The organism is Catenulispora sp. GAS73 (genome assembly GCF_041262085.1).
Lineage (GTDB): Bacteria > Actinomycetota > Actinomycetes > Streptomycetales > Catenulisporaceae > Catenulispora.
This window is the reverse complement of the sequence record NZ_JBGCCM010000015.1, coordinates 15,531-32,680: the sequence shown is the minus strand read 5'-3', so window position 1 is coordinate 32,680 and position 17,150 is coordinate 15,531. Positions and strand designations below refer to the sequence as shown.

Genomic DNA, 17,150 nt, shown 5'->3' with positions numbered 1-17,150 from the left:
CGCTGGTGCCACCCATCCACACACGGGAGAGAAGAACCATGTCTCGCATCACCAAGAAGTCGCCGGCGATCCTGGCGGTCCTGGCGACGGCCGCGCTCGCGGCGTCGGCCTGCTCCTCCAGCAAGAGCTCGTCCTCGGCGAGCTCCTCCTCCGGCGGCAAGTCGATCCCGGTCGCGACCGCCAACGACATCGACGCCAAGGACGCCTCGGCGCTCAAGGGCGGCACGCTGACCCTGGCGATCGACCAGTACTCGTCGCAGTGGAACGGCATGACCAACAACGGCAACGAGCAGGACACCCAGAAGGTGCTGTCCACGATGATGCCGCAGCTGTTCCACTTCGACGCCGCCGGCAAGGCCACCGCGAACCCGGACTACCTGGTCTCGGCCGACGAGAGCACCGTCAACGGCAAGCAGACGGTCACCTACAAGCTGAACCCGAAGGCGAAGTGGTCGGACGGCACCCCGATCACCTACAAGGACTTCGTCGCCACCTGGAAGGGTATGGAGGGCTCGGCGCAGGGCTTCGACGTCGCCAGCTCCACCGGCTACGACCAGATGCAGTCGGTCGCGCGCGGCGCCGACGACTTCACCGTCGTGGTGACCTACAAGACGCCGTTCTCGGACTGGAAGAGCATGTTCGACCAGTTCGACGGTGCCAGCCTGTACCCGGCCTCGAAGATCTCCACGCCGGACGGCTGGAACAAGTCCTACATGAACGCGATCCCGGTCACCGCCGGTCCGTTCAAGCTTCAGGGCATGGACGCGACCACCAAGACCGTCACGGTCATCGCCGACCCGAACTGGTGGGGCGCCAAGCCGGTCCTGGACAAGATCGTGTTCCGCGCGGTCGAGGACACCTCGGCCCAGGCCGACGCCTACAACAACCACGAGATCGACGCCTTCGAGGTCGGCCCGCAGTCGGCGCTGTACGCGAAGATCAAGGACACCACCGACAGCACCGTGCACTACGCCGGCGGCCCGGACTGGCGCCACATCTCGATGAACACCCAGGCCCCGGCGCTCAAGGACGACGCCGTCCGCAAGGCCGTCTACCAGGCCCTGGACCGTCAGCAGATCGCGAACGTGGACCTGAAGAACCTGGGCACCTGGAAGCCCACGGTCCTGAACAACCGCTTCTTCGTGAACAACCAGACCGGCTACCAGGACAACGGCGCCGACGTGGCGTACAACCCGACCGCCGCCAACGCCGCCCTGGACGCGGCCGGCTGGGTCAAGGGCGGCGACGGCATCCGCGCCAAGGGCGGGGTCAAGCTGGACCTGAAGTGGATCGAGCCGCAGGGCGTGAAGACCACCTCCAACGAGGCCCAGATGGTCAAGGCCGACCTGGCCAAGATCGGCATCGGCCTGGAGGAGACCCCGGTCAACGGCGACGACTTCTTCGACAAGTACATCAACACCGGCAACTTCGACATCACGGCCTTCGCCTACACCGGCAACCCGTTCCCGATCAGCAGCGGCGCCCCGCAGATCCAGTCGGTGACGGACCCGAAGAACATCCACAACAACCCCCGCCTGGACAACAACCCGGCGATCGACCAGGCGCTGACCAAGGCGCTGCAGGACACCGACCCGACGCAGGCCATCGCGGACGCGAACGCAGCGGACAAGCTCGCCACCGACCAGGCCAGCCTGATCCCGCTGTACCAGCGCCCGCAGATCTGGGCGACCAAGAACACGCTGGCCAACTTCGGCGCGTTCGGCTTCCAGGACTACGACTGGACCAAGGTCGGGTTCACCAGCTGAGCTGACAGCTCGGATCGACGGCACAGACTTACAGCTGAGACCGACGGCCCAGAGCCGGCACCCGCAGGGCCCTGCTCGGAGAGCGGGGCCCTGCGGCCTGTCCCGGTCAACCCTCCCGGCCGCGCGCTCAACCCCGGGGTGGAGGCCCGAACTCCACCCGCAACCCACCTCCGGGTGGAAGAAGGGGCAGGTCCCGGACGCGCATAGTCATAGCCATGACCACAAGCGACTGGATCGTCGACATCGCCCTCGTCCTGATCGTCTTCCGCCAGCTGCGCGAGGAGCGGATCACCAAGGCCACGTTCATCGTGCCGCTCGCCATGATCACCTGGGCGGCGAGCCAATACCTGCACGCGATACCGACCGCAGGGAACGATCTCGCGCTCATCGGGCTGTTCACCGGTGTGGGCGTGGTCTTCGGCCTGTTCGGCGGGCTGTTGACCCGGGTACGGATCCGCGAGGGCCGGCCCCACATCAAGGCGACGGCCGGCGCGGCGGCCCTGTGGGTGCTCAGCATGGGGTTCCGCCTGGCCTTCGCGGTCTGGTCCAGCCACCCCTCGGGTGAGAGGCACCTGGCCGACTTCTCCGTCACGCACCACATCACCAGCGGCCAGGCCTGGGTCGACGCGCTGATCCTGATGGCGCTCGCGGAAGTCGTCGTCCGGCTGAGCACCATCGCCGTCCGCGCCTGGAGCCTGTCCTCCCGCCCTGTTCGGAGCCAGAGCCAGACCTCGAACCCGGACCTGGAGCGGGACCGCGACTTCGCGATGGAGATGGTGGGCCGCGTGTGAGGGGAGCGGCCCACCGAGAACTCCGGCAGCAAGGCCCGGCACCGCGGTGCCGGGCCTCGGCGCGTTCGGGCGCGTCCTCTCGCGACGAGCCCGCGACTCAGGTCGAGCGGCTCAGTCCCCGCTCTCCAAAGCCAGAATCGCATCGGTGAGCCGGGCGATCTCGCCGGCCAGCAACTCCGTCTGCTGCCGCTGCTGGTGCGCGATGCGGGCCAGCCAGGACCCGAAGAACAAGAACCCGCCGAGCGTGGTCAGCGCCAGCCCGCCGATCCCGCCGGATACCAGGTACGCCACCTGCTCGAACGTGTACGGCGTGTGCGCCGCCCCGTACCAGCCCAGGCCGATCGCCAGCAGCCCGAGGGGCATCAGCAGGCTCCCGGCCAGCGACAGCCCCTGCTGCATCAGGCGTTCGGACTCCGTCGTCCGGGTCTTCGGCCGTGCCGCGACGGCGCCGGTGCGCAGCTGGCCGTTCACCGCGCGCCCCGCCCAGGTCTTCGCAGTGCTCATCGATCGCCCTCCAGAGCGTGCCGTGCCGGTGTCGCCTGTGCTGCTCTCACCGGTGCCGTCATTCCTCGAACTCCCGCAGGTCCGGCACCCCGGTCGTGTGTCCGGCCTCGCAGCCCGCGCCGCCGAACAGCAGCGTGCTGTACTTCCGCAGCCCCCACGCCGCCACACACGCCACCACGGCCGCGCCGAGCAGCAGCTGGCCCGGCAGGCCGCCGAAGGCCGCCGGCGTCACCTTCGAGGCCGTGTTCTGCATCGGCGGGCTCGGTGCCGTGCCGCCCGTGGCGCCGCTGGTCGACCCGCCGGCCGTGCCGCCCGTGGTACCGCCGCCGACGGTGCCTCCGCCGGTCCCGCCGCCCGCGCTGCCGCCTCCGACCGTGCCGCCGGTGCTGCCGCCGGAGGTGCCGCTCGTGCCGGAGCCGCCGGTGCTCGTTCCGCCGGTGCTGCCGCCGCTCGTCGACGACGAGGAGCCCGCGCTGCTGGACGGCGGCGAGCTCGGCCCGCCGGTGGCGCCGCCCGACAGGTTGATGGCCTGCGAGGCGTCCGCCTTCGACTTCGCCGACCCGATGGTCAGCACGATCTTCGGCGCCAGCTGCGGCAGACTGTTGATGACGCTGGTCACCGTCGGCGGCAGGCCCTGCGTGAGCGTTTTCATGAGGTCCGGCGGGATCTGCGCGAACAGCTGAGTCAGGACCGGCGTGAGCGGGAGCATCGCCTTCAGCTTCGCCGTGTCGATGGTGACCTGCAGCCCGTGGCTGAACATCTCGCCCGCGGTGTCCTTCGACACGTCGCCGGCCGCCGGCAGCGCGATCGAGATCCCCAGCGGCGCGAGCAGCTGGTTCACCGTGTCCGGCAGCTGGGGCAGAGCGATCAGCCCGGCCGGCGTCTGGATCCCGTTGGCCGTGATCCCGAACGTCACCCCGGCCACCGACATCGAGCCGTAGTCGACGTTCCCGGCCGACGTCCCCTTGACCCCGTCCGACGTGCTCTGCGAGGTGACCTTCAGACCGTCGAACTCGATCAGCCCGCCGAGCAGCAGCAGCTTCCCGGCGTCCGACTCCGCGGTCGCGACGGCCTTCCCGTTGGTGACTGTCGCCGAGGTCTGCGACCGTTCGCCCTGGATGTCCACGAGCGCCGACTGTCCGGTGAGGAACTGGATGAGCGTCCCCAGATCCGGCAGCTGCAGGGGTGGCAGCGACCCGCCGCCCAGCAGCCCGCCGAGCAGACCCGAGGGTGCGGACGGTGCCGAGGACGGCGCGCTCGTCGGCGACGACCCCGGCAGCGAGGGCCCGGTCCCCGGCAGCGGCAACCCGAAGGTCGACACCGAGGTCGATCCGTTGGCGTCCGTGTGCGACTGCATGTACGAGCCCGGGATCGGCTGCATCGTCGCGTCCGGAGTGGCCCCCGGGAACTGCACGTTCGTCAGGATCGGGTACTTCACGCCCGGGTTGTTGAACAGCTGCCCCAGCCCGAACGCGATCGCGTCCCCGGGCCACAGCCAGCTGGCCGTCGCCGCCCCAGTCGGCCCGGAGCCGTAGCTCGCGCGGGTGAAGGACAGGTCGAACTCCAGGTTCGGCTGCCCCGGCTGGGCCGGGATCGGGATCTTCGGATCGTAGATCTCCATGGTGATCGGCGCCGCCGACGCCGAGACGGTCCATCCGCCCAGGCCCGAGGACCCGCCGTCGGCCGGCCTCGGCGCCGGTGCCGCGGGCGCCGACGGTGCGGGACCGGCCCACACCGCCGGCGCGCTCAGCACCCCGAGCGCCACCGCCGCGGCGGCCGCACCGCCGCGCCGGACATGTGATCTGTGCCGGACATATGATCTATGCCGGACATGTGATCTGTGTGAACTGCCAGAACGTCCAGAACTCACGCTGCCGCACCTCCCAAATACAACGCGGCCAGATCCCGCCGGATGACCTCCGGCTCGTCGAAGGCCACGATCCTGCCGTGCGTCATCACCGCCGCGAAGTCCGCGACCCGCAACGCCATGTCAGCGAACTGCTCCACCGCGACCACGGTCACACCCCGCTCCGCGATCTGCCCGAGCACGTCGTACAGCTGTCTCACGATCAGCGGGGCCAGGCCCATCGACAGCTCGTCGACCAGCAGCACCGCCGGGTTCGTCACCAGCGCCCGGGCCATGGCGAGCATCTGCTGCTCGCCGCCCGACATCGACCCGGCCAGCTGGTCGTACCGCTCGGCCAACCGCGGGAAGCGGGTGAACGCCGTCTCGTAGATCTCCGCAGCCGAGGCCTGCCCGGCCAGTCCGGACAGCCGCAGGTTCTCCGCGACCGTCAGGTTCGGGAAGATGCCACGGCCCTCGGGGATCGTGCACAGCCCGGCCCGGGCCAGCGCGTCCGGCGCTGCGTTGTTCACGTGCGACCCGCCGAGGTGCACGTGCCCTGATGTCGCTCGTAGGCGTCCGGAGCAGACCTTCATCAGCGTCGTCTTGCCGGCGCCGTTCGGCCCGAGCAGGGCGACGACGGCGCCGCGCGGTACGGCGAGGTTCACGCCGTGCAGGACCTCGATCCGGCCGTACGCCGCGTGTACGTCTTCCAGTTCCAGGATCGGCGCCATCAGAACCAGCCTCCCGTCCCCGGTCCGGGGCCCTTCGGCAAGGGCGGCAATGTCAGTGTGCTGTCGGGGAGCTTGATCGGACCGCTGTCGTCCTCGTCGTCCTCGGCCGTGTCCTCTTCGGGTTCCGGAGTGTCCTCTTCGCCGAGATACGCCTTACGCACCAACGGATCCGCCTGCACCTCGGCCGGCGTTCCGGAGGCGATCAGCCGTCCCCGGTCCAGCACGTGGATCTGATCGGAGACTCGCATGATCAGCCCCATGTCGTGCTCCACGATCAGCACGGCCCGCCCCTGCGCCGCCAGATCTCGCAGCAGCTCGCCGAAGGAATCGGTCTCGTCCTCCGATAGCCCCGAGGACGGCTCGTCCAGCAGCAGCAACTCCGGGTCGATCGCCAGCGCCCGCGCCAGCTCCACGAGCCGCGCGACGCCGGTCGGCACCGAGTCGGCGCGGGCGTTCGCGTAGCGTTCCAGCCCGATCCGCTTGATCAGCCCTTGGGTCACCTGCGCCGGCTTGGCGTTCTTCGTCCGCACGGCGTCCGCGGCGACCCGGATGTTCTCCTCGACGGTCAGCGACCCGAACGCCTCCAGCCGCTGGAAGGTCCGCGCGATCCCGTGCCGGGCCCGGCGGTGCGTGGGGGCGTGCGTGATGTCGTCGCCGTCCAGGAACACCCGGCCTGAGGTGGGCCGCTGCAACCCGGTGACCACGTTGAACAACGTGGTCTTCCCGGCCCCGTTCGGCCCGATCAGCGCGGTCACCTGCCCGCCGTCGGCGGAGATCGTGGCCTGGTCCACCGCGGTGACGCCGCCGAAGCGGACCGTCACCTCCTTCACGTCCAACCGGGTCACGCCTCGACCTCCGCGTTCTCCCCGACCGCCACCGATCCGCCGGTCCCCGATCCACTTGTCACAGAACCCTGACTCTCCGCGGACCGGGCCGCGATGCCGCGCGCGATCCCCGCCGACCCGATCCCGAGCCGCGCGCCCAAAGGGTTGTCCCGCAACGAGAACAGCCAGCCAGTGATCCCGTTCGGCTGTTTCCCGAGCCCGACCGCCGCGACCGCGAGGATCAGGAAGAGGTAGGCCTGCGCGTTCGGATAGCTGTTCAGCGCCATCAGCAGCATCCCGCCGAGCAGCGCGCCGCTCACCGACGTGACACCGGCGCACACCACGATGAGCAACAGCGGCAGGCTGTTGAAGAACTGGAAGTTGGTGCTGCCGACCTGGTTCTGCAGTCCGGCGTACAGCCCGCCGCCGAGCCCGGCCACGGCCGCCGAGGCCGCGAACACCGCGACCCGTGCCGTCCGCGGGTTCAGCCCCAGCGTGGCGCAGGCCGCGGGGGAGTCCCGCAGGGCGATCAGAACCCTGCCGTACCGGCCCTTCCGGAGCACGATGACCGCCGCCCCGAGGACGCAGAAGACCGCCGCGGCCAAGATGGCGTAAGCCTTGTCGGACGTGAAGCGGTATCCGAACATGTCCAGCCGCTTGGTCGTCAGCGACCCGCCGAACCCGCCGAGCGACGGGTTCTGGAACACCATCGTGTCCATGATCTGCGCGAACGCGATCGTTGACAGCGCCAGGTACAGACCCTGCAATCGCAACGACGGCAATGCCACCAGGATCCCGGCCACCGCCGCGAGCAGCGCTCCGGCCAGGACCGCGGTCGGCGCCGAGGAGTGCGTCTTCGCGACTGTCAGCGCGCCGACGCCGAAGAAGCTGAACTGGGCCAGAGACACGTATCCGCTGAAGCCGGTCAACGGCACCAGGGACAGCGCCAGGATCGCGAGGCACAGCCCGAGGGCCATCCGGTTCACGTTGACTTGGCTGAGCACGGAGTTGCCGAAGACGACCGCGAGCAGCAGCAACGCCGATGCGAGCGCGACGCGGCGCATCTCCGGCGTTCGGACGCCCGGTACACCGGCCAGCCGCCCGACTCGCAATTGCGCCTGCGGCATCAGCAACAGCATCAGCAGCAGGAAGATGGCCGGGATCGCCTCGCGGAATCCGGTCCAGCCCGGGCCGGTCCACAGATACCCGGACGCGTACGCGTTCAGCAGTCCCAGCACCAGCGCCCCGGCGAAGGTCCGCGGCAGGCTGGTCAGCCGGCCGGCCATCGCCGCGGCGTAGGAGTTCACCACCAGGAGCGTCAGGGATATGTAGTTCAGCTCGCTGGGCTGCGAGGAGACCAGCAGGATGCCGGCCAGCGCGGCCAGCGCCGAGCCCATGGCCCAGGCGATCGAGGACATCAGGTTCGGCCGGCCGCCGTGCAGCGCCAGCAGTTCCTTGTCGTCCACCGCCGCGCGCATCGCGACGCCGAGCCGGGTGAACGTGAGGAACGCCCACAGCGCGGCCCCCGTGACCACCGCCAGCGCCACGGTCAGCAGCTCGTTGCCGGTGATCCGCACCATGCCGATGGTGAGGCCGTGCCCGGCGAAGAACTGCTGCACCTGGTGCACACCCGGCGGCCAGATCTTCTCCGCCGCGCCGATCAGCCCGACCAGCACCGCACAGGTCACCACGAGCGTGACCCCGACCCCGGAGTCCGCGACCCGCCGGATGACCCAGCGCTCCAGCAGCGCGCCGAACAGCGGCGCCACCCCGAACACCACGATCAGCACCGCGAGCCAGTTGGACAGGCCCTGGTTGTAGGCGAGCTCCCAGTACACGAACGCCATCACCATGGCGGTGGCGCCGTGCGCGACGTTGAAGATGCGGGTGGTGGCGTAGGTCAGGACGAGCCCGGACGCCGCGATCGCGTACGAGGCGCCGATCACCAGGCCCAGGACGGTGTACGTCAGGAAGACGTTCATCCCGCGCGGCCGCTCAGCTCACACCGGAGTTGATGAGGTTCCCGCAGGTCCAGCCCGAGCCGGGCGAGACGCGCTTCCAGGCCGACCCGGTGTACTGCATGAACAGCGCGCAGGGCGAGGTCTTCTTGCCGCCGATGTCCTGCGGGGCGAACAGGCCGTTGCCGGTGTAGTTGTGCACGCCGGACAGCGCCTGCACCATCGCCTGCCGGGTGAGGTTCGGCCCGATCTGGTTGGCCAGCCGGGTGAACAGCTCGGCCGAGGACCAGGCGAACATCCCGAAGTAGGTTGGTGCGGCGCCCGGGGCGACCTGGTGCAGCCACTTGGTGTAGAGCTGCAACTCAGAGTTCGAACCGGACTCCTCGAACATGGCCGCGTTGCTGAAGACGTAGGTGTTGTTCGCCGCGGAGCCGGCCTGCTGGACGTAGTTCGGGTCGTAGCCGGTCGGGTCCAGGACGAAGACCTTCGGCGTGAAACCCTGCTGCTGCATGGCCTGCGCGAGGGTCGCGGCCTCCTGGAACGCGCCGAGGAACTGCACGTACTGCACGCCGGCGTTCTGCATCTTCACGACGTATGGCGTGTAGTTCGACTCCGAGATGCCGATCGGCTGGTCCAGGACCCAGGTGAAGCCGTCCTTGGCGTAGGCCTGCTCCCAGGACTTCGCCTGCTGCGCGGTGGTCCCGGTGTCGACGTACAAGAACGCTGCCTTCGCGCTCGCGCCCGGGAACTGCTTGTTCCAGAAGTCCGGCTGCACCTGGGGGACCAACGGCAATTGTTGCGAGTCTGTTCCAAAACAGACCGCACAGGTCTGGCGCGCGCGGGTGGTGCTCACGGCTTGCAGGTCCGGGATCCCGCACTGGGCGGCGGACGTCGCGCCGCCGGAGTCGAAGGCCGAGACCGAGCCGACCAGCGCGAAGTCGGACTGGCAGGCGGTCAGCGTCTGCTGGTTGTCGCCGGCGTCCGAGGTCTGCGAGTCGTAGGAGTGCACGGTGAGTTTGCGGCCGCAGATGCCGTTCGGGTGGGTCGCGTTGTAGTAGGCCACGTAGGCCTGGACGGCCTGCGGGGCCGAGCTGAACAGGCCGCCGATCGGGCCGGACAGGTCGCTGGCGTTGCCGATGCTGATGCTGTTCGCGGTCACGCCGGTGGCGCTGGAGCCGGTAGCGGTGCCAACACAGGTGTCAGAGCCCGGACCTCCGGGTCCGCCTGTGCTCCCGCCGCTGCCGCCTCCCGTGCCACCGGAGCCTCCGGTGGTGCCGCCCGTGGTCTTGCCGCCGCTGGTACCGCCGGTGGTCTTGCCTCCGGTGGTGCCGCCGGTTCCCCCGGTGCCGCCTGTGGTTCCGCCGCCGACCGCGCCTCCGGAGGAGCCACCGCTGGCGCCGCCGGACGTGCCGCCTCCGGAGGTGCCACCGGTCGTGCCTCCGGTGGTGCCTGTGCCGCCGGTCGTCCCGCCGGTGCCGTTGGCGCCGGAGGTCTGGGAGCCGTCGGCGCTTTGCGAGCCGTCGCCGTGGCCGTAGGCGATCGCCGCGGCTCTCTGGTCGGCGGACAGGCGCGCGCCGCACGCGCCGAGGGACAGCGACAGGGCCGCGACGGTGAGCGCGGTGGCTATCCGGTGGTTACGGAAGCAGTGTCGGAAGTGGTGATCGGATCGCGGTGAGCGCGCGGAGGTCATCGAGTGCTACCACCTGACGGGTCGTCAGAAACGTTGGGTGTAGCAAGGCAGCGTGCTCTAATTCAACAGAGAACTCAATAGAGTTTCGAGAGTCTCACGGCAGAATTTGGCAAACCGTGATACTGATTCACTCCTGGGAGTGACGGTGGGCGAGCATTTCAGCCCTCGGGCGGCGTCGAGCCTGGGAGAGCGTCGGCCCATAAGTCAGGGCCGACCCTTGAGCGGCGTCGGCCCTTATGCAGCGGCTGCCTTTGCGAAGGGTCAGTCCCTGCGCGGCGTCAGCCCTTGAGCAGCTTGCCGAGCGCTTCCAGCCCGCGGCTCGCGGTGGACTTCACGGTGCCCCGGCTGATCCCCAGCGCGTCGGCGATGTCCGCCTCGGACAGGTCCGACCAGTAGCGCAGGACCAGGACCTCGCGCTGGCGCGGCGGCAGCTTCTGCATCGCCTCCAGCACCTCGCGGTGCTCCTCGGACAGCAGCGCCACGGACTCGGCGCTGGCGGCGTCCGGCACGTGCGGCGGGGTGTAGCCGCGCGCGGTCTTGCGCCGGCGCAGCACGGAGCGCGCGTTGTTCACCACGGCGGTGCGCAGGTAGCCGAGCGGGTTCTCCATGCCGGTGAGGTCGTCGCCGTAGCGTCGCCACAGGCCGGTGAAGGAGTCCTGGACGACGTCCTCGGCCGACATCTTGTCGTCCACGAGCAGGATCGCCAGCCGGACCAGCGAGAGGCGGTGCGCGTAGTAGAGGTCGGCCAGCGAAGGCCCCTCCCCGGGCTGCAACGCCCGGTGCCCGCGCGGAGCGGTGCTCCCCCCGATCATCGCCAGCGGATGGTTCCCGCTCGCGGACAGGTCGCCCTCGGCGTCCTCGGTCGGAATGTTCAGCGCCTCCCGCAGCGCGGCCACCACGGCGGCGACCCCGCTCGCAGGAGCGCTCGCGACGGTCGCACGACGCCGGCGCGGCCACCATATGGTGGTGCGCGCCGGCCAGGCGACAGCGCCCGCCACACTCATCCGTCAGCTCCTGAAATCGATGTCCCCCCGCCGACCGCGCGATGGGCCGGCGGCCGACAACCCGAGGCCCCATGCTATCGCCCGACCCGCCTCGGGCGGCAGGGCGTCTTGAGGGGTTGGTAGCGGCTGCCTGCAATATACGGGCTGGTGGCGAGTGCGGTCGATGCGGGCTGGTGGGTGGGGTGGTGGGCGGGGTGGTGAGTACGGAGAGTGAGGGGTTGAGTGTGGAATGGGTTTAGTGTTTGCTATACTTGGGTAGCGTGAACGACGAGGGTGAGTGGTCGATCTACGTTGTCGACGAGGTGCTGGAATGGATTAGGGCACTGGACGCCACAGATCGCACTCGGGTCACCGACGTACTCGACGTACTTGCCCAGAATGGTCCGGGTCTGGGCAGGCCGTTGGTGGATACGATTCGCGGGTCGGTGATCGCCAATCTCAAAGAACTGCGCCCGGGCACGGTCCGCATTCTGTTCGTCTTCGATCCCTGGCGATCAAGCATTCTGCTGGTGGCCGGCGATAAGGCTGGGCAATGGCAGCGGTGGTATGAGGAGGCGATCCCACTGGCCGAGCAGCGATACCAACGATATTTAGAGGACCGAGCCGCTGAGGAGGGCCACCCGCGATGACGAAGCCCGGGTACGTGAAGTGGAGTGATGTCCGCGCCGAGTTCATCGAACGTGCTGGCGGCGAGGAGGCCGCCGCCGAGCGCAGGACCCTACTCCTTGCCGAGGTGACCGGGCATCGGCTGGCTGAACTCAGGCGTAGCCGAGGCCTGACCCAGCAGCAGGTGGCTGAGCGGATGGGCGTCACCAAAGGCCGCATCTCGCAGATAGAGCGGGGCAAGGTGTCCGGCCAGGAGGTTCTCGCCCGATACGCGGTCGCCCTCGGTGGCCGACTGCACCAGGCCATTTACTTCGACGACGGCGACATCGCCGCGATCGCCTGAGTCAGTCGCCGGGCGCGCCGTCCAGCCGTAGCTCGTGGTCCGCCGACACCGCGGCCTCCCGGCACATGCTCGACCCACGGCCACCGGTGACGCTGAGCTATCGCCCCCTCAGAACTCCCCTCAGAACTCGAACTCGCACCACACCGACTTCCCCTCCGGCAGCGGCCGCGCCCCCCAGGCCGCGGCCAGTGCGGCGATGATGCTGATCCCGCGGCCGTCCTCGTCGGTCTCGCGGGCCAGGCGGCGGCGGGGGAGGTGGTCGGACTGGTCGGCGACGTCGATGATCAGGCGGCGGTCGGTGCGGCGCAGGCGGAGTACCACCGGGGCGGTGCCGTGGGTGACCGCGTTGGCCACCAGTTCGCTGACCGCCAGGACCGCGGTGTCCGTCAGGTCGTCGGCGACGCCCCAGGTGGTCAGGACGCCGGCGGTGTAGCTGCGGGCGTGCGCGGCGATCTCCGGGCCGCCGACCAGTTCCACCGAGGCCGAGCGGAAGAGCGCCGCGTGCGCGCCGGTCCAGGCCGGGACGTGCGCCACCAGCAGGGCCACGTCGTCCGTGCGGACCGCGCCGGTGGGGTCCAGGCCGCCGCTGGACACCGACAGCGGGTCGATGGAGGCCAGGATGTGGTCGCGGACCAGGTCCACCGGGCCCGCGCCGGGCCGCGGCGGCTCCTCCTCCGGTGCCCGGGCGAACACCCGCCGCAGATCGCCGGTGCCGCGCTCCAGCAGCCCCTGCGTGTAGAACGCCAGATACGACCCCGGCGGCACCGCCACCGCAGCCTCCTGCCACGTCCAGTCCCCGCTGCCCAGCGACGGCCCCGAGGCCCCCTCCAGCACCGCCACGTACCCGTCCGGCAGCCGCAGCAGCGGCGGCAGGTGCCCGGCGTTGGCGTACGTCAGCGAGCCGCTGTCGGCGTCGTGCACCGCGTACACCAGCGTCGCCACCGGCGATCCGGTGCGCTCGCCGTCGAAGTCCAGCGCGTGCCGGTCCAGGTGGTACATCACCTCGCCGGGCGGCAGGTTCTGCGAGGCGTACGCCCGCACCGCCGCGCGCAGCCGGCCCATCACCGCCGCCGCCCGTACCCCGACGCCCCCGGCCTCCGGCGTCACGCCGCCGACCACCAGCGCGGTCCGGCCGGCGCCCAGCGGGATCGCGTCGTACCAGTCGCCGCCGACCTCCAGCACCGGCTCGTCGTCCAGCGAGGCGTCCTCGTAGCGCACCAGCGCCGGCAGGTAGCACGCGGCGAGCCGGATCTCGTCCGGCTGGACGATCCGCTGCGGCAGCAACGACCGCTGCAGCATCACCGCCATGTTCCGGTTGCGCGTCTCCTCCTCCAGCAGCGCCTGCTCCCGCCGCACCCGCTCGGTCTCGTCCCGGCAGAACACGGCCACGCCGCTCTGCGCCGGCACGCACACCAGCGTGTAGTACCGGTCCCCGCCGCGCCGCCGCACCAGCCGGTCCTGCAGCAGCACCGGCCGCCCGGTGTCGTAGGCCTGGTCCAGGGCCGCGGGCAGACCGGTGGCGGCCAGCTCCGGGATGGCGTCCCCGACCGGCAGCCGCAACGCCACCGACCCGAAGTCCGCCAGGCACGCGTCGTTGGCGGCCAGCAGCAGGTGATCGGGGCCGTCGGCGAGCACCGCCGGCATCGGCGCGGCGTCGAACGCCGCGTGCAGCAGCTCCTCGATCGCGGGCATGACCGGTGACTTCATGGCGGCCTTTCGACGGACGGCACAGCAACGCGCGCCGGGCTCATGAAGACACCTTGCGCGAACCATCAGTGTGGACCTCTCCCGGGGCGCGTCACGGGAACGGCGCGGGGCGATCCATCCGAACGAGGGATCGCGCAGGGTTCCCGACCGATCGCGGGACGTGACTGGGGTCCGCGTCGGCGGATAGCGGATATTCGTCCCCTGAATCGCGGTGCGAACCTTAGGCCTGTTCGAAAACCCGCAGCCGATGCGCGACCGCGGCGGCCTCGCCGCGTCCGGAAACTCCCAGTTTGGCCAGGATGTTGGACACGTGCACACTGGCCGTCTTCGTCGAGATGAACAGCCGCTCGCCGATCTGCCGGTTGGAAAGCCCCTGCGCCACCAGCGACAGCACTTCCAGCTCGCGAGCCGTCAGTCCCAGCGGCGAGCCGGAGTCGTTGCCCCGGCCGCCCTCGGGCGCCGGCGCCGCCGGCATGCAGTCGCTGATGTCCAGCCGCGCGCGCCGGGCCAGCGCCTGCACCTCCAGGCACAGCGGCCCTTCCGGCAGTGTGGCGATCGCGTTCACCGCACGGCGCAGCAGCTCGGCGGCGTGGTCGCGATCGCCGTTGGCGGCGCACGCCTCGGAGGCGCGGAAGTTGATGTACGCGGCCTGATGCGCGTGCACCCCCTCCCGGGACGCCAGCTCGCTCGCCGTGGCCCACTCCGCCGCGCCCGCGACGCCCCGCCAGCGCGCCAGCTCGGCCGCCACCTGCGCGGCGGCCGCGGCCTGGCTCGGAGTCAGCGCCGGAAGCCGCCCGGCGCGCTCGGCCAGCGCGGCGACCATCGCCGATCCCGCGGCGTCCGTGGCCGACGTCCCGGAACGCGCCGCGGCCCGCGTGGTCTCGGCGTGGTCGGCCTCGGCCATCGCCATCGCGGTCAGCACCCGCCAGGCGTACCGCTCGTCGCCGAGGAACTGCGGCTTGTCCAGGAAGACCTGGAAGGCCGTGCGCGCCTCGCCGATCGAGCGGGTCAGCCACACCGCCTTCTCGATCTCCCGGCGGATCCCCGGCAGCGCGTATTGGTGCTCGAAAGTACGGCTCGGGATCCGCGCGCCCAGCGCCGCCTCCCCGCGCGCCACCTCGGGGTCCCCGCTGAGCAGCGCCAGATCGGCCAGGTACTCGTGCGTGGTGGCCCCGTGGATGCCCGGCGGGTCCAGATCCAGGCTGGAGTTCAGCGCGGCCTTGGCGCGGTCCCAGTCGCCGAGCGCGATCAGCGATTCGGCCATGTTCAGCCAGAGCATGCTCTCGGCCACCCGCAGCCGCACCCCGCGCCGCATCAGCTCGCCCAGTCCGGCCCGGGCCACCTGTACGGCCTCCTGGTGCCGGTCCAGCGTCTCCAGCGCGCTGCACAGGTTGATGTAGCCGCGGCCGATGATGCCCGGATCGCCGTACCCGAGGCTGTCGATGATGGCCTGCCGCAGGATCGCCAGGCCCTCCTCGTGCGTGCCCAGCGAGACCTGCCCGGCCAGCACCGTGCCCTTGGTGATGGCCGCCGCGATCCGGTACAGATCCGAGTCGATCTTCTCCGCCAGGACCGCGGTCTCCTCGGCGAAGCGCAGCGCGGCGTCGATGTCGTCGGACGTCAGCATCTTGATGAACGAGGCGCTGTTGGTGATCTGCACGCGCACCTGCGGACTGGACTCGCCGTCGACCAGGTCCAGCGCGGCCCAGATGTCGGCCATGCCGTCGCCGCGGCCCAGGATGTGGTGGTCCCGGCTGCGCAGGTGGTGCAGCAGAGCGGCCAGCTCGCGGTCCTGATCCGGGTCGACGCGTTTGAGCGCTTTGTCAGTCAACGACAGCGCACGATGCGGATCCCCGGCCAGATGCGCGGCGCAGGCGGTCTTGTAGAGCAGCCGCGCGTAATCCAGGCCCGGCGAAGGGACCTGGTCCCACAGATCCAGCGCGCGTTCCAGCATCTGGTGTTCTTCGACGTACGCGTAGCGCGCGTCGGCGGCCTCGGCCGCACTCAACGCCGCGTCATAGGCGCGCGGATAGTCCCGCGCCGAATACCAGTGGTGCGCCAGCTCCACTTCCCGCGCCTCGGCCGCGACCAGCGACGGCTCGGCCTCCAGCAGCTCGGCGTACTTGCGGTGCAGGGCGGAGTGCTCGCCCGGCAGCAGCTCGTTGTGCACGGCCTCCCGCAGCAACGCGTGCCGGAACCGGTAGCTCGTCGGCGTCTCGCCGGGGATCAGGATGTGCGCCTGGAAGGCCGGCCGGATCTGCTCGTTGAGCTCGTCGTCGGTCGCCCCGGTGACCAGGAGCAGGAACCGGTGGTCCACCGGCGGCAGCGCGGCCGACAACAGCCGCAGCATCCGCTGCGTGGGCTCGGGAAGCTGCTCCACCTTGATCAGCAGCAGGTCCCGCAGCGTGTCGGACAGCGCGAAGCCCCCGACGTCGGAGGGCATCAGGCTCGAACCGTCCGCCGCGCACGCCAGCTCCTCGGTGAAGAACGGGTTCCCCTCGGCGCGCGCGAACACCTCCTCGGCGAACCCCGGCGGCAGGTCCCGGCCGGTCCGGCCGTAGATGGCGGCCAGCTGCTCGGCGGTCTCGCCGGTGGTTAGCGGCCCCAGATCGATGCGCCGCACGCCCCGGATCCGGTCCAGCTCGGCCAGGAACGGCCGCAGCGGATGCCCGCGGTGCAGGTCGTCGGTGCGGTAGGTGCCGACGATCAGCACCCGCGAGTCGCGCAGCGAGCGCGACAGGAAGCCCAGCAGGTCCCGGGTCGACCGGTCGGACCAGTGCAGGTCCTCCAGGACCAGCAGCAGCGTCTCCGCCGACCCCAGGTCCTCCAGGAGCCCCAGGACGGCGTCGAACAGGTGCCCCCGCACCGACTGCTCGCCGGCCCGCGTCACGGCCGGCAGCGCGTCGCTGTGCCGCTCCATGCCGGCCGGGCGCATCATCGCGCCGCGCGGCGAATCGTCGCCGGACAGTCCTTCGGCCAGTTCCGGCAGCAGCCACGCGAGCTCGCGGCGGCGCACGCCGTCGCCGTCCCCGAACGCGCCGGGCCAGTCGCGCAGCAGCTGACGCAGCGCCGCGACGAAGGGGGCGTAGGCCACCCCCTCGTCGCCGAGCTCCGCGCAGCCCCCGATGAGTACGCGAACGTCCGTCACAGGAGTCCCGCCGGCGTCGTCGGCCCGTCCGGCCCCGGACCCCGTGGGATCCGGGCCGAGCAGCGGCCTGACGAACTCCTCGATCAGCCGGGACTTGCCGATCCCGGCGTCCCCGCCGACGACCACCACCGCGGGCTCGCCGTCCGAAGCGCTGGCCAGCAGAGAGCGGAGCTTGGACAGCTCCGGCCCGCGGCCGACGAAGACGGGGCTCACCTGGCGCATCGACACATGG

13 protein-coding genes are annotated in these 17,150 nt (G+C 70.6%); 4 read left to right on the top strand and 9 right to left on the bottom strand.

Translation table 11 applies throughout. The features are described 5' to 3' along the window. Positions 1 to 38: 38 nt before the first annotated feature. Together ABH935_RS22830 and ABH935_RS22825 are read left to right on the top strand one after the other, a co-directional pair. Positions 39 to 1,766, top strand: coding sequence for an ABC transporter family substrate-binding protein (locus ABH935_RS22830; protein ID WP_370379957.1), 1,728 nt, complete (start codon positions 39 to 41; stop codon positions 1,764 to 1,766). Positions 1,767 to 1,981: 215 nt separating this feature from the next. Continuing rightward, positions 1,982 to 2,557 (top strand): hypothetical protein, encoded by a 576-nt coding sequence (locus ABH935_RS22825; RefSeq protein ID WP_370379956.1) that lies wholly within the window; start codon positions 1,982 to 1,984, stop codon positions 2,555 to 2,557. A 111-nt stretch (positions 2,558 to 2,668) separates the two neighbouring features. Here the strand turns inward: ABH935_RS22825 and ABH935_RS22820 are convergent, their stop codons facing one another. The 7 genes from ABH935_RS22820 to ABH935_RS22790 form a co-directional block, all read right to left on the bottom strand. Beyond that, positions 2,669 to 3,061, bottom strand: coding sequence for a hypothetical protein (locus ABH935_RS22820; protein ID WP_370379955.1), 393 nt, complete (start codon positions 3,059 to 3,061; stop codon positions 2,669 to 2,671). Between the two features lie 58 nt (positions 3,062 to 3,119). Further along, entirely contained in the window at positions 3,120 to 4,814 is a 1,695-nt protein-coding gene (locus tag ABH935_RS22815) for a choice-of-anchor P family protein (RefSeq protein WP_370379954.1), read from the bottom strand. Positions 4,815 to 4,927: 113 nt separating this feature from the next. Then, positions 4,928 to 5,638, bottom strand: a complete 711-nt coding sequence (locus tag ABH935_RS22810) for an ABC transporter ATP-binding protein (RefSeq protein WP_370379953.1) — start codon at positions 5,636 to 5,638, stop codon at positions 4,928 to 4,930. Further along, positions 5,638 to 6,483, bottom strand: a complete 846-nt coding sequence (locus ABH935_RS22805) for an ABC transporter ATP-binding protein (RefSeq protein ID WP_370379952.1) — start codon at positions 6,481 to 6,483, stop codon at positions 5,638 to 5,640. The genes ABH935_RS22810 and ABH935_RS22805 overlap by 1 nt, the downstream gene beginning before the upstream one ends. After that, positions 6,480 to 8,444 (bottom strand): ABC transporter permease, encoded by a 1,965-nt coding sequence (locus ABH935_RS22800; protein ID WP_370379951.1) that lies wholly within the window; start codon positions 8,442 to 8,444, stop codon positions 6,480 to 6,482. The genes ABH935_RS22805 and ABH935_RS22800 overlap by 4 nt, the downstream gene beginning before the upstream one ends. A 13-nt stretch (positions 8,445 to 8,457) precedes the next feature. Continuing rightward, positions 8,458 to 10,110 (bottom strand): ABC transporter substrate-binding protein, encoded by a 1,653-nt coding sequence (locus tag ABH935_RS22795; RefSeq protein ID WP_370379950.1) that lies wholly within the window; start codon positions 10,108 to 10,110, stop codon positions 8,458 to 8,460. Positions 10,111 to 10,388: 278 nt separating this feature from the next. Further along, positions 10,389 to 10,922, bottom strand: coding sequence for an RNA polymerase sigma factor (locus ABH935_RS22790; protein ID WP_370380124.1), 534 nt, complete (start codon positions 10,920 to 10,922; stop codon positions 10,389 to 10,391). A 452-nt stretch (positions 10,923 to 11,374) separates the two neighbouring features. On the opposite strand from ABH935_RS22790, the gene ABH935_RS22785 reads away from it, so the two are divergent. Both ABH935_RS22785 and ABH935_RS22780 read left to right on the top strand, forming a co-directional pair. Continuing rightward, a complete protein-coding gene (locus ABH935_RS22785; protein ID WP_370379949.1) occupies positions 11,375 to 11,743 on the top strand; it encodes a type II toxin-antitoxin system RelE/ParE family toxin in 369 nt (122 codons plus the stop codon). Further along, complete coding sequence (locus tag ABH935_RS22780; protein ID WP_370379948.1) at positions 11,740 to 12,063, top strand: helix-turn-helix domain-containing protein; 324 nt, start codon at positions 11,740 to 11,742, stop codon at positions 12,061 to 12,063. Before ABH935_RS22785 ends, ABH935_RS22780 begins: the two co-directional genes overlap by 4 nt. Positions 12,064 to 12,183: 120 nt before the next feature. Here ABH935_RS22780 and ABH935_RS22775 read toward each other — a convergent pair whose 3' ends face one another. Then, positions 12,184 to 13,770 carry a SpoIIE family protein phosphatase gene (locus tag ABH935_RS22775; RefSeq protein WP_370379947.1) on the bottom strand — a complete coding sequence of 529 codons (1,587 nt, stop codon included), beginning with the start codon at positions 13,768 to 13,770 and terminating at the stop codon, positions 12,184 to 12,186. Positions 13,771 to 13,990: 220 nt separating this feature from the next. After that, complete coding sequence (locus tag ABH935_RS22770; protein ID WP_370379946.1) at positions 13,991 to 17,140, bottom strand: AAA family ATPase; 3,150 nt, start codon at positions 17,138 to 17,140, stop codon at positions 13,991 to 13,993. Positions 17,141 to 17,150 lie beyond the last annotated feature (10 nt).